At 69.9% G+C, this 12,241-nt stretch carries 9 protein-coding genes and 1 pseudogene; 6 read left to right on the forward strand and 4 right to left on the reverse strand.

Going from position 1 to position 12,241, the window contains the following annotated elements; translation table 11 throughout:
* Positions 1-16 precede the first annotated feature (16 nt).
* Positions 17-412 carry a tautomerase family protein gene (locus E8D38_RS06130; protein WP_140626904.1) on the forward strand — a complete coding sequence of 132 codons (396 nt, stop codon included), beginning with the start codon at positions 17-19 and terminating at the stop codon, positions 410-412.
* 720 nt (positions 413-1,132) lie between these two features.
* Here E8D38_RS06130 and E8D38_RS06135 read toward each other — a convergent pair.
* Positions 1,133-4,039, reverse strand: a pseudogene (locus tag E8D38_RS06135) (L-glutamate gamma-semialdehyde dehydrogenase); the annotation flags it as partial.
* A gap of 87 nt (positions 4,040-4,126) precedes the next feature.
* Here E8D38_RS06135 and E8D38_RS06140 point away from each other — a divergent pair.
* The 4 genes from E8D38_RS06140 to E8D38_RS06155 all read left to right on the forward strand — a co-directional run bounded on the left by E8D38_RS06140 (position 4,127) and on the right by E8D38_RS06155 (position 8,267).
* Positions 4,127-4,615: an Lrp/AsnC ligand binding domain-containing protein gene (locus tag E8D38_RS06140; protein ID WP_140626906.1), complete on the forward strand. Its 489-nt coding sequence runs from the start codon at positions 4,127-4,129 to the stop codon at positions 4,613-4,615.
* A gap of 131 nt (positions 4,616-4,746) precedes the next feature.
* On the forward strand, positions 4,747-5,907 hold the full coding sequence (locus tag E8D38_RS06145; protein ID WP_342779513.1) for a branched-chain amino acid ABC transporter substrate-binding protein: 1,161 nt from the start codon (positions 4,747-4,749) through the stop codon (positions 5,905-5,907).
* 342 nt (positions 5,908-6,249) lie between these two features.
* Positions 6,250-7,722, forward strand: a complete 1,473-nt coding sequence (locus tag E8D38_RS06150; RefSeq protein ID WP_181178950.1) for an SdrD B-like domain-containing protein — start codon at positions 6,250-6,252, stop codon at positions 7,720-7,722.
* A complete protein-coding gene (locus E8D38_RS06155) occupies positions 7,722-8,267 on the forward strand; it encodes a hypothetical protein (protein ID WP_140626913.1) in 546 nt (181 codons plus the stop codon). The genes E8D38_RS06150 and E8D38_RS06155 overlap by 1 nt, the downstream gene beginning before the upstream one ends.
* A gap of 9 nt (positions 8,268-8,276) precedes the next feature.
* On the opposite strand, the gene E8D38_RS06160 is transcribed toward E8D38_RS06155, so the two are convergent.
* Positions 8,277-9,182 carry a helix-turn-helix transcriptional regulator gene (locus E8D38_RS06160; protein WP_181178951.1) on the reverse strand — a complete coding sequence of 302 codons (906 nt, stop codon included), beginning with the start codon at positions 9,180-9,182 and terminating at the stop codon, positions 8,277-8,279.
* Between the two features lie 103 nt (positions 9,183-9,285).
* Here E8D38_RS06160 and E8D38_RS06165 point away from each other — a divergent pair, with 103 nt between their 5' ends.
* Positions 9,286-10,185, forward strand: coding sequence for a DMT family transporter (locus E8D38_RS06165; protein ID WP_140626917.1), 900 nt, complete (start codon positions 9,286-9,288; stop codon positions 10,183-10,185).
* Positions 10,186-10,194: 9 nt separating this feature from the next.
* Here E8D38_RS06165 and E8D38_RS06170 read toward each other — a convergent pair whose 3' ends face one another.
* Together E8D38_RS06170 and E8D38_RS06175 are read right to left on the reverse strand one after the other, a co-directional pair.
* Positions 10,195-11,397, reverse strand: a complete 1,203-nt coding sequence (locus E8D38_RS06170; protein WP_181178952.1) for a serine hydrolase domain-containing protein — start codon at positions 11,395-11,397, stop codon at positions 10,195-10,197.
* A gap of 100 nt (positions 11,398-11,497) precedes the next feature.
* A complete protein-coding gene (locus tag E8D38_RS06175) occupies positions 11,498-12,187 on the reverse strand; it encodes a YggS family pyridoxal phosphate-dependent enzyme (protein ID WP_140626922.1) in 690 nt (229 codons plus the stop codon).
* Positions 12,188-12,241 lie beyond the last annotated feature (54 nt).

A 12,241-nucleotide genomic window follows, 5' to 3' on the forward strand; every position in this document is an offset into this window, starting at 1 on the left:
CATCCAAGGAGTGCACATGCCCTACATCCATGTCCAGGTTTCGGGCCCGGCCGACGATTCGCTTGCAGCCCGCGTGGCAGGCCAGGCCGTCGAGCTGACTTCGCGCCTGCTCGGCAAGGACCCGCAGCTCACCGCAGTGGTGGTCGACTTCATCGAGCCCGGCCGCTGGTTTATCGCCGGCCGGCCGCTGGGCGGCGCGAGCCCGCGCAGCTACCACTGGATGGTGAGCATCACCGACGAGACCAACACCAAGCGCGAGAAGGCCGCCTACCTGGCGGCGGTGCACGCGGCGATGCGCGAGCTGCTGGGCGAGGTGGCCGAGCACTCCTATGTGCACATCGCCGACCTGCGTGCCAGTGCCTACGGCTTCGGCGGCCTCACCCAGGAGTACCGCTACCAGCATGCGGGCTGACGGGAACGAACGTCAGCCCGCGGCCAGCAGTGCCGCGTTGCCGCCGGCTGCGGCGGTGTTGATGGTGAGCGTCTGCTCGGCGCAGAAGCGGAACAGCCGGCGCGGGTCGTGCACGTCGGCCGCGCCCAGCAGCGGCAGGATGGCGCCGCGGCGGGCGGCCAGCTTGCGCGCTGCGGCACGCGACGCGTCGCGGGCGTTGGCGGCCGCGATGCACACGCCATGCAGCAGCGGCTGCTCGAGCAGGGCATCGGCTGCGACGGCAGGCAGCACGGCCACTGCGTCCTGCGGCACGCCGGCAGCGCAGAACGCCTGTGCCAGGCGCGCGGCCAGCGCATGCCCGCCGTTGACGCTGGCCACCAGCGCCACGCTGTTGCCGGCCAGCAGCGCACCGGCGAGCGCGGGCGCCAGCTCGGCCTCGCCCGCCCCCATGGCAAGGCAGGCGAACATGCCGCGGCCATGCAGCCGCAGCTCGTTGCTTTCGCCGGTGGGACCGGGCAGCGCGAGGGGTTGCTGGGCCTGCTGCGCGGCGTCGGCCAGCCGCACGCAGGCGCCGGCCGCGGCCGGTGAGAACGCGCCGGCCGCGCGACGCACGCAAGCCGCGCGATCGCTTGCGTCGACGCGACTCCAGCGCTCATGGGCCGTCTGCAGCCGCCCGCATACCGCGGCCAGGTCGTCGCCGGGGTAGCGGCTTTCGGCGGCCGGCGACACGCTGTCGTCCTCGCCGGCCAGGGGCGGCGCCTCGGCCGCCACCTGCGCTTCGGCGCAGAAGCGCCACAGGTAGTGCGGGCCGCCCGCCTTGGGCCCGGTGCCCGACAGCCCTTCGCCGCCGAACGGCTGCACACCGACCACCGCGCCGATCATGTTGCGGTTGACGTAGACGTTGCCGATGCGCGCTTGCGCCGCCACGCGCCGGGCGCGCGAGTCGATGCGCGTCTGCACGCCGAGCGTGAGGCCGTAGCCCAGCTGGTTGATCTGCTCGACCAGCGTGTCAATCTCGCCCTTCCAGCGCACCACGTGCAGCACCGGGCCGAAGATTTCCTGCCGCAGGTCGGCCACGCGGTCGAGCTCGAAGGCGGCCGGCGCGATGAAGTGCCCCGCGAGCCCGGCGGGCAGCGGCGTGCGGCCGATGAGCCGCGCTTCGCGCTGCAGCCGCTCGACGTGGGCCGCGAGATTGGCGGCGGCTTCGAGATCGATGACCGGTGCCACGTCGGTGGCGAGGTCGCCCGCCTCGCCCAGGCGCAGCTCGGACATTGCGCCCTCGAGCATCTCGATCACGCCGTCGGCCACCTCGTCATGCACGCACAGCAGGCGCAGGGCCGAGCAGCGCTGGCCGGCCGAGCGGAAGGCGCTTTGCACCACAGCGTCGATCACCTGCTCGGGCAGCGCGGTGGAGTCCACGATCATCGCGTTCAGGCCGCCGGTTTCGGCGATCAGCGGCACGATGCCGCCGTCCTTCGCGGCCAGCGTGCGGGCGATGATCTGCGCCACCTCGGTGGAGCCGGTGAAGCACACGCCGGCACAGGACGGATGCGCCACCAGCGCGGCGCCGATGGTTTCGCCCGGGCCGTGCTGCAGCACCAGCGCGTCGCGCGGCACGCCGGCCTCGTGCAGCAGTTCGACGAAGGCAGCCGCGACGCCCGGCGTCTGCTCGGCCGGCTTGGCCGCCACGGTGTTGCCTGCCACCAGCGCGGCCACCACCTGGCCGGCAAAGATGGCCAGCGGGAAGTTCCACGGGCTGATGCACACGAACACGCCACGGCCTTGTTCGGCCTGCAGCTGCTCTTCGGCCTGCAACGCGTAGTAGCGGCAGAAGTCCACCGCCTCGCGCACCTCGGCCACGCAATCGCCCCAGGTCTTGTGGCCTTCCTTCACCAGCAGCGCGCAGAACCCGGGCAGGCGCGCCTCCAGCAGGTCGGCGGCACGCCGCAGCATCGAGGCACGGCGTGCCGCCGGCACGGCGTTCCAGGCCGGCCAGGCGGCATGCAGCCGGTCCATCGCGACATGGGCGCCCACGTGGGTGGCCTCGGGCACCAGCGGCACGGTGGTGCTGCCCAATGCCGCCAGCAGGGGCTCGCGCATCGCCACGCAGGCGAGGTCCACCCCCACCGAGTTGGCGCGCCCGGCGCCATAGAGCTGCAGCGGCGCCGGCTGCCCCGGCTCGCGGGTCAGGTGCAGGGGCGAGGTCAGGAGTTCGTCGAAGCCCACGGTCTCGTCGGCCAGCTGGTGCACGAACGACGAGTTGGCGCCGTTCTCGAGCAGGCGGCGCACCAGGTAGGCCAGCAGGTCGCGGTGCTGGCCCACGGGCGCGTAGACGCGGCAGGCGACCGCCGGGTCCTTCAGCACTTCGCGGTAGATGCCATCGCCCATGCCGTGCAGGCGCTGCATCTCGAACGGCGCGTTCACCGCACGCGCCATCTGCACGATGGCCGCGATGGTGCCGGCGTTGTGGGTGGCGAACTGCGGGTAGATCAGCGGCGCGTGGCCGAGCAGAGCACGTGCGCAGGCCAGATAGGAGATGTCGGTGTGGTGCTTGTGGGTGAACACCGGGTAGCCGGGCAGGCCGAGCTCCTGGGCGCGCTTGATCTCGCCGTCCCAGTAGGCGCCCTTCACCAGCCGCACCATGAAGCGAAGCCCGCGCTCACGCGCGATGCGCGCCACTTCATGCACGACGTCGAGTGCGCGCGTCTGGTAGGCCTGCACCGCCAGGCCGAAGCCGCACCACTTCGGGTGCCGGGCGGCAATGTGATCGGCCAGCGACTCGAACACGTCGAGCGAGAGTTCGAGGCGGTCACTCTCTTCCGCGTCGATGGTGAGATTGAGGTTGGCGCCGGCCGCGGTGTCCACCAGCTGGCGCACCCGCGGCAGCAGCTCGGCCATCACCCGCCCGTGCTGCGCGTCTTCATAGCGCGAGAACAGCGCGGAGAGCTTGATCGAGATGCCGTCGGCGGTCTGCGGGCTGTCGGCGGCGCGGCCGGCGGCGATGGTGTCGAGCGCGTTCACGTAGGCAGCGAGGTAGCGCTTCGCGTCGGCCTCGGTGCGGGCGCCCTCGCCCAGCATGTCGAACGAGAAGCGCAGGTTGGGCTGCTGGCGACGCTGCGCACGGGCTTCGTCCAGCGCTTCGGCAATGGTCTGGCCCAGCACGAACTGGCGGCCCAGCAGCTGGATGGCTCGCACCGTGGCGGCCACCACCGTCTGCGAGCCCAGGCGCTTGAGCAGCCCCGGCGGGTGGTCGCCTTCGGGCAGGAACTTCTTCGAGAGGCTGATCGCGCTGGCTGACAGCGAAGCCAGCATCTTGTGCTGGCTGCCGGCACCGGCGCCGTCGAAGTCGGCGCGGCCGAGCTGGTCGGCGGTGAGGGCGATCGCGGTTTCGGCATCCGGCACACGCAGAAGCGCCTCGGCCAGCCGCATCAGTGCGAGCCCCTCGGCGCTGGAAATCGGGTACTCGCGCAGCAGCGATTCGAGCGCCCAGAACGGCGCCGGCCTTTCGCGCACGGCCTGCACCCAGGGCTTGGCAGCCGTCATCGCGGCCGGCCATTGCAGGGCGCCGTGCAGGCTGTCGAGGCTGGCCTGCACCACCGCGGTCTCGTCGCGGTAGGGAAACGGCAGGCGGGCGGAATTGGCAGGCATGGAAAGTCCCTAAGGGTTGAATCTATGCCTAGCTTATGAAGGACTTGGTAGCATGATTCACCAAAGAGAGGACTCAGCGTAGATTTAATGTCAACCACCTACGAAGACGACGGCCCCAAGGCGCTCGACAAGATCGACCGCAAGATTCTGCGCGTGCTGCAGGCCGACGGGCGCATTTCGAACCTCAAGCTGGCCGAGACGGTGCACTTGTCGCCCACGGCCGTGCTCGAGCGCGTGAAGCGCCTCACGCGTGACGGCTACATCCTGGGCTACGAGGCCCGGCTCAACCCCGCCAAGCTGGGCGCAGGAATGATGGTCTTCATCGAGGTGGTGCTCGACCGCACCACGCCCGATGTGATGAACGCCTTCAAGGCCGCAGTGCAGACCCGCCCCGAGATCCTCGAATGCCACCTGGTGGCCGGCGGCTTCGACTACCTCATCAAGACCCGGGTGGCCGACATGCAGGCCTACCGCGAACTCATCGGCTCGGTGGTCTGGGCGCTGCCCGGCGTGCGAGAAACGCACACCTACGCAGTCATGGAAGAAGTGAAAAACGGCACAGCCTTGGCCATTTGATTTCGCACAGCGCTACCAGCCGTGCATTCTTTGGCTCGGCTCTTGCAAATCACTCACTCTGACGGTGCTATATCTGGCACCGTGCGTGCCGCGCTGCGGCGCGACACACATCTCTTCGAGGGGCAATGGGAATGGTTATCAGCAATCGGGTGCGTCGCACCCTGGGCGCCGCCGTGGCGGCCGTGTTTTCTCTGGCAGGCCTCGGCGGGTGCGAACGCGTGCCCGAAGTGGTGAAGATCGGCGTGGGGCAGCCGCTCACCGGCAACCTCAAGACGCTCGGGCAGGACCTGCTCAACGGCGCGCAGATGGCGGTCGACGAGATCAACGCGGCCGGCGGCGTGCGCATCAAGGGCAGCCACGTGAAGCTCGAGATCGTGTCGGCCGATGACCAGGCCAACCCCGAAGCCGGCAAGGCGGCAGCGGCGCAGCTGGTCAATGCCGGCGTGGTGGCCGCCATCGCGCACCTCAACTCGGGCGTCAGCATCGCTGCGGCCCCGATCTATGCCGAAGCCAAGGTGCCGCAGCTGGCCATCTCGACCAAGCCCGAATACACGCAGCAGGGCGTGCCCACCACGCTGCGGCTGGTGGCCAACGACGCGCTGCAGTCGCGCGCCATGGGCGACTACGCCGCCCAGCTCACCGGCGCCAACACCTTCGCGGTGGTGGACGACAACACACCCTACGGCAAGGGCCTGGCCGACACGGCGGCCAAGGCCATCGGCGAGCGCGGCAAGCAGATCGTGGTGCGCCAGTCGTTCGACGACAAGACCACCGAGTTCCCCGGGCTGGTGGCCGAACTGGCCAAGACGAACACCGACGTGGTGGTGACCACGCTGTCGGACTTCCAGATGGAAGCGCTGATCCAGCAGATGAGCCAGGCCGGGCTGAGCAAGATCCGCATCCTGGGCGGGGACACCATCAAGACCGACAAGCTGGCCAAGGTGGCCGGCCTGGTGCAGGCCATCTATGCCACCTCGCCCATCATCGAGGCGCGCGAATTCCCGGCTGGCAAGCCCTTCCTGGCGAAGTTCAACGCCCGCTTCAAGAGCGACCCGGTGTACGGCGCGCACTACGCCTACGACGCGGTGTACCTGGTGGCCGATGCGTTGTCGCGCAACGGTTCGGTCGACAAGCAGAAGCTGCTCGAGCGCCTGAAGACCATCGACGGCAACTCGCCCGTGACCGCGTCGATGCGCTTCCGCGAGGACGGTGAACAGCGCTACGGCGCCATCTCGGTGTACCAGCTGCGCAAGGGTCAATGGGAAGCGCTGATGCGCTCCGACCGCTGGTAATAATCCGTCTGCAGTGTGACGTGCTCCGCGCGCCACCTGCCAACCCCTAGTCATAGGGCTCAGCGCCGCGGCCACCGCCAACATAATGGCGGGCCCGCGGCGCGCAGCTCTTCAACCGCGTCGTTCGTGACCTCTTCTCCTTTTTGCAGGGATGGCAGCGTGACCCAACTCTCGATCTCGCAACCCCAACGTTGCGCTCGACTGGCCTTGTTGATGTCCACCGTGGCAGTGGTGGCAGCGTGTGGTGGCGGTGGCGGCGGCAGCAGCCCCCCGCCTCCGCCTCCCCCGCCCCCCGGGTCTGCCATCACGATCAGCGGCACGGCCAGCTACGAGTCGGTGCCGGTGCGTGCCAACGGAATCGGCCTCAACTACACCGCCATCACGGCCAAGCCCATCCGTGGCGCCACGGTGGAGCTGCTCAACAGCGCCGGCAACACGCTGGCCACCACGGTGACCGACGCGCAAGGCGCCTACTCGTTCAACACCACCAGCAACCAGGCGCTGCGCGTGCGCGTGCGCGCCGAGCTGAAGGACACCACGCCGGCCAACGGCATGTGGGACATGACCGTGCGCAGCAACACCGCGGGTGACGCGCTGTACACGCTCGACTCCGCGCAGTTCACGCCCACCGCCAGCGAAACGCGCAACCTGCTGGCCGGCTCCGGCTGGGGCGGCAGCAGCTACAGCGGCACGCGTGCGGCTGCGCCGTTCGCGATCCTCGACGTGGCCTACCAGGGCCTGCAGAAGGTGCTGAGCGCTTCGCCCAACATCAACCTGCCGGCCGTGCGGCTGTTCTGGAGCGCCAGCAACCGCCCGGCCACCAAACCGGACGGCTCGCTGGATCTCGCCGCCGGCCTCATCAACACGTCGCACTACCGGATGAACGGCGACCACGCGCTCTACCTGCTCGGCGCCGAAGACACCGACACCGACGAGTACGACACGCACGTGGTCGAGCACGAGTTCGGCCACTACCTGCAAAGTGCGGTGTCCGAGGACGACAGCGTCGGCGGCCCGCACGGCAGCGACGACAAGCTCGACATGCGCGTCGCCTTCTCCGAAGGTTGGGGCAACGGCTGGTCGGGCATCGCGCTGAACGACCCGCGCTACTTCGACACCCTGTCGACCGACCAGGCCAACGGCTTTTCGTTCGACGTCAGCACAGCGCCCACCACCAACCGCGGCTGGTACTCCGAGTCCACTGCGCAGTACCTGGTGTGGTCGGTCAATGCAGACGCGAACATCGGCTTCACGCCGATCTTCGATGCGCTGCAGGCCCTGAAGACCGAGCCGACGCTCACGAGTCTGTATAGCTTCAAGGCAGCACTCAAGGCGGCCGCGCCGGCCGGCGCGCCAGCGATCGACGCGCTTTGGACCCAGCAACAGATCTTCGGCACCGATGCACTGGGAACTGACGAAACCAACGCGGGTGGTCTCGGCACGGGTGCCGCTTCCGTGCTTCCGGTCTACAAGGAGCACACAGCCGGCATCGGGGCATCGCAGAACTATTGCCTGCAAGCGGGGGCGGTTGCGGATGAAAGCGACCTGGGCAACAAGCTCGGCAACTATGTCTACATCCGCTTCACGGCCAGCGGTGCCCGCACGCTGACCGTCACTTCGACCAACGGTGGCGCGGAGACCGACCCCGACTTCCTGCTGGTGCAGGCCGACGGCACGCGACAGAACGCTTTCTCGAGCACGGTCAACAGCGAGGCGCTGAACGTCACGCTGTCAGCCGGACAGCACGTCATCGCGTTGAACGACTACACGCTGCCGCTCGACACGACGCGCTGCTTCAACTTCAAGGTGGACTGATGACTCACTCGACCCACAAGCTTCACCGCCTGGCCCTGGCCACCTTGTGTGCCGCGGCCTGCTCCTTCAGCGTGGCGGCCTTCGCATGCGCCGAGGGCACCCACAAGACATCCAGCGCCACCCCCAGCAAGAAGACCCCCTGGGTCAAGCTCGCCCAGAAGCACAACGGCTCGGGCGTTCAAGTGCGCTACAACGTGCCGGCCTCGCTGCAGGCCGGGCAGCCCTCGACGGTGCGGCTGCAGTTCAACGCCGTGTCCGACGCGGCCGGCGCGGTGGCCGAGATCAAGGCGCCTGCCGGCGTGACGCTCACCGGCGCGGCCGGTCCGCTGACGCTGCCGCAGGGCCGCGCCACGACCGTCGCCCTGCAGGCCACCGCCGCAGCCGACGGCCAGTATTTCGTCGACGTGCTGACCACGCAGGGCGGGCGCACCAGCGTGCAGTCCATTCCGCTGCAGGTGGGCAATGCCAAGCCCCAGCTCAAGACCACCGGCAAGCCGGAAACCACGCCCAGCGGCGAAAAGGTGATCTCGCTGCCGTCGCAGTAAGCCCCTGGCTCAGGTGCCGGGCGCCAGCGCCCGGTATCGCGACGCCGACCCCAGCCCCGCGCGGCGCAAGGCCGCGCTCAAGTGAGACAGGTGTGCATAGCCGCAGCGCTGCGCCACCTCCTCCAGCCCCAGCCGGCCCGAGCCCAGCAGCTCGCGCGCCCGCTGCAGCCGCCGCGCCATCACCCAGGCATGCGGGCTCATGCCGAAACTGGCCTTGAACATCCGCGCGAAGTGGTACTCCGACAGGTGCGCCACCTCGGCCAGGGCCGCCAGCGACAGCGCCGCTGCACCGCCTCGTCCGAGCGCGGCCTCGATGCTTTCGAGCACGCGCCGGCGCACGGCGGGCGACAAGCCGCCCTTCGCCGTTGCAAGCCGGCGCGGCTGCAGGTGGCCGGTCAACAGCTGCGCCTGCACTTCGAGCGACAGGTGCTGCAGCCGCAGGCCGGCATCGGTGCCGCTCCAGTCGGTGGCCGCCAGGCTGCCGCACAGCCGGGCCAGACGCTCGTCGTGGAAGTAGATGCGGTCTGCCAGCTGCGCCGAGCGCGGCTCCAGGTCGAACCAGCGTTCGGCGGCCTGCGCGAGCTGCAGCTTCGGCAGGTACAGGTGCAGCAGCTCGAGCGAGCCGCGCACTTCCCAGCGCGACTCGTGCTCGGCCGGCATGCAGCACAACGCACCCGGCTCGCCGCGGGCCGAGGGCGCCTGCAGGCAGCGCACCGCGTGGCCGCCGCGCAGATAGAACGACAGCGTGTGGTGGCCCGGGTGCGAATACGCCGCCTCGGTGTCGGCATTGCGCCAGTGCACCAGCCAGGCCCCATCGGGCCCCACCGGCGCGGCGCGCAGCGGCGTGGCACGCGAGCGCAGCAACTCGGCAAACACCGGGAAGCGTTCGGCCAGTGACGACGGGGACGTGAACATGGCCGCAAGCTTAGCGAGCCCTCCTTCCTCCACCCGGGCCGGGCGCACAAATGCGCAACTTCCTGCCAGCCGAAGCGGCGACCGGGCCACAGACTCCCGGCACATGACGACCAACGCCCTGCTCTATTTCCTCACGGTGCTGATCTGGGGCACCACCTGGATCGCACTGAAGCTTCAGCTGGGCGTGGTGCCGATCGCCTGGTCGATCGCCTACCGGTTCTGGCTGGCCGCCGCGGTGCTGCTGCTGTGGCTGCTGTGGCGACGCCAGTGGCGGCTGCCGCCGCGTTCGGTGTGGCCGCTGCTGGCACTCCAAGGCGCCACGTTGTTCTGCCTCAACTTCATGTGCTTCCTGCACGCGAGCCGCTGGATCGCCAGCGGCCTGGTGGCGGTGTGCTTCTCCACCGCGCCGCTGCTCAACGCGCTGAACGGCCGGCTCTTCCTGCGAAAGCCGCTGTCACCCCAGGTGCTGGCCGGCAGCGCGCTGGGCGTGGCGGGCCTGCTGCTGCTCTTCGGCAGCGAGGTGGCCAAGGACCTGGCGCGCCCCGAGACCCTGTGGGGTCTGGGCCTCGCGCTGGCCGGCACCTACTGCTTTTCGCTCGGCAACCTGCTGTCGGGCGCGATGCAGCGTCAGGGGCAGACACCGGTGCAGACCAACGCCTGGGCCATGCTGGTGGGCGCCACGCTGGTGGCCGGCCACGCTCTGGCGAGCGGCCAGCCCATGGTGTTCGACACCTCGGCCACCTATGTGGGCGCGTGGCTGTACCTGGCCATTCCCGGCTCGGTGATCGGCTTCACCGCCTACCTCACGCTGGTGGGCCGCCTGGGGGCCGACCGTGCGGCCTACTGCACGGTGCTGTTCCCGGTGGTGGCGCTCAACATCTCGGCCTGGCTGGAGGGCTACACCTGGACGCCGGCAGCGCTGCTCGGCCTCGCGCTGGTGGCCGCCGGCAACGTGGCGGTGTTCTGGCGCGGGCCGTGGCTGCGGCTGCTGCGCGCCGGTTGAGCGCCGGCCTCACAGCCGTGCAGCCCGCAGCAGCAGATCGCGCCAGAACATGTCGCGCTGGCGGCTGAGGGCGGGATCGTTGGATGTGGGCCATACGGCCGTCTGCACCATCACCAGCCGTGACGGCGCGTGCACGAAGACGGCCTGCCCGCGCACGCCCAGCAGCGCAAACCCGAGCTCGTCCGGAAACACCCAGATCTGGTAGCCATAGCCGAAGTACGGCGTGGCCCGGCGGGGCTGCAGATGCCAGTCGCGCAGCCGCACGCTGGTAGCCGCCTCGATCCACGCAGCCGGCACGATGCGCCGCCCATCGACCTGGCCCTTGTCGAGCAGCAGCATGCCCAGCCTCGCGTAGTCGCGCAGCCGGGCGTTCAGGCAGCAGTAGGCGGCCTCCATGCCGCTGGCGTCGACCAGCCAGCTGGCGTCGGCCTCGGCGCCCATCGGCACCCACAGCTTCTCGCTCACGTATTCCGCGAGCGGCCTGCCGACCGCGGCAGCAAGCGCCTGCCCCAATGCCTGGCTGTCGGCGGAGCTGTACTTGAAACGGCTGCCGGGCTCGGCGTCGCGCTGCTCCATGGCCCCCAGCGCGTCGATGAACCGCCCTTCGCCACGCGTCCAGGCGCGGGAGAAGCGGGCAATGTCCGAGCCGGGCTTGTCATAGGCCTCGTCGAACCTCACGCCCGAGGCCATGTTGAGCGCCTGGCGGATCGACACGCCCTTCCAGGCGGATGCCGCCAGACCCGGCTCGTACTTGTCGAGCGGGTCATCGATGGAAGCGATGCGCCCTTCGGCCACGGCAATGCCCACGGCCAGCCCCACCACCGTCTTGGCCATCGACCACGACGTGAATCTGTCGCCGGCACTGCGGCCGTACTGGTAGCGCTCGAGCAGCACCGTGCCGTCCTTCACGATGAGCAGGCCGGTGGCGGGGTGGGTGTCGAGGTACTGGCGCGCGGGCTGCCAGTCCTCGAGGGCGCCGCCGGGCTTCAGCGCCCTGGGCCGGTCGCCGGCGGCCACGGTGCGCGCGGCGAACAGCTCGCCCATGGCCGACTGAGCCCCGACGAGGTGGCGCTGCTGCCACCAGTCGTCACGGCTGCCTCGCGGGTACTGGTTGTCGCGGCCGTAGGCGGCTTCATCGGGCGCTGCGTGCAGCGTGGCCGTGAGGCCGAGGGTCAGCAGGGCCGCGATCGCGAGGGGCAAGGCAGTGGACATGGGCACCTCCTCCGGGGCTGTGGGCCACCGGATCGCAGCATGCCAATGCGCGGCCGGCGCGGCCATCACCCATTCGAACGAGGCTGCGGCCGGCCGGTGCCTAGCCGCGCGCGCCGAAGATTGCCGTGCCGATGCGCACCAGCGTCGAGCCCTCGGCAATGGCGGCCTCGAGGTCGGCGCTCATGCCCATCGACAGGGTATCCAGCGGTAGGCCATCGCGCACCAGCACCTGCTGCAGTTCGCGCAGCAGCCGGTGCGGCGCACGCTGCGCCTCGAAGTCGCCTTCCGGTTCGGGAATGGCCATCAAGCCGCGCAGTCGCAGCCGCGGCAACGCCGCCACCGCGTGCGCCAGCGCATGCACCTCGGCCGGCGCCGCTCCGCTCTTGCTGGATTCGCCGCTGATGTTGACCTGCAGGCACACATTGAGCGGCGGCAGATGGGCGGGGCGCTGCTCCGACAGGCGCTGCGCCACCCTCAGGCGGTCCACGCTGTGCACCCAGTCGAAGTGCTCGGCCACCACGCGCGTCTTGTTGCTCTGCAGCGGGCCGATCAGGTGCCACTCGACCTGCGGCCGCAAGTCGGCCAGGGCGGCCATCTTGTCCAGCGCCTCCTGCACATAGTTCTCGCCGAAGGCGCGCTGGCCGGCGCCGAAGGCGTCGCGCACCGCGGACGCTTCCTGCGTCTTGCTCACCGCCAGCAGCGTGACGCTTTGCACGGGCCGTTGCGCGGCCGCACACGCAGCCGCGATGCGGCGCTGCACTTGTTGTATGTTGTTTGCGATCGTCGCCATAATGGCCCGAGCTTAAGTGACGCGGCCGCCCCCGCTGCAGCCCGCGCACAGAAC

Source organism: Methylibium rhizosphaerae (assembly GCF_006386545.1).
In the GTDB taxonomy this organism is placed as follows: Bacteria; Pseudomonadota; Gammaproteobacteria; order Burkholderiales; family Burkholderiaceae_C; genus Pseudorivibacter; species Pseudorivibacter rhizosphaerae.

What these genes read in the sequence shown, in the direction of transcription:
- E8D38_RS06160 (WP_181178951.1), bottom strand. Translation starts at nt 9,182, where the DNA reads ATGTTCACGTCCCCGTCGTCACTGGCCGAACGCTTCCCGGTGTTTGCC.
- E8D38_RS06145 (WP_342779513.1), top strand. Translation starts at nt 4,747, where the DNA reads ATGGTTATCAGCAATCGGGTGCGTCGCACCCTGGGCGCCGCCGTGGCG.
- E8D38_RS06175 (WP_140626922.1), bottom strand. Translation starts at nt 12,187, where the DNA reads ATGGCGACGATCGCAAACAACATACAACAAGTGCAGCGCCGCATCGCG.
- E8D38_RS06165 (WP_140626917.1), top strand. Translation starts at nt 9,286, where the DNA reads ATGACGACCAACGCCCTGCTCTATTTCCTCACGGTGCTGATCTGGGGC.
- E8D38_RS06140 (WP_140626906.1), top strand. Translation starts at nt 4,127, where the DNA reads ATGTCAACCACCTACGAAGACGACGGCCCCAAGGCGCTCGACAAGATC.
- E8D38_RS06170 (WP_181178952.1), bottom strand. Translation starts at nt 11,397, where the DNA reads ATGTCCACTGCCTTGCCCCTCGCGATCGCGGCCCTGCTGACCCTCGGC.
- E8D38_RS06130 (WP_140626904.1), top strand. Translation starts at nt 17, where the DNA reads ATGCCCTACATCCATGTCCAGGTTTCGGGCCCGGCCGACGATTCGCTT.
- E8D38_RS06155 (WP_140626913.1), top strand. Translation starts at nt 7,722, where the DNA reads ATGACTCACTCGACCCACAAGCTTCACCGCCTGGCCCTGGCCACCTTG.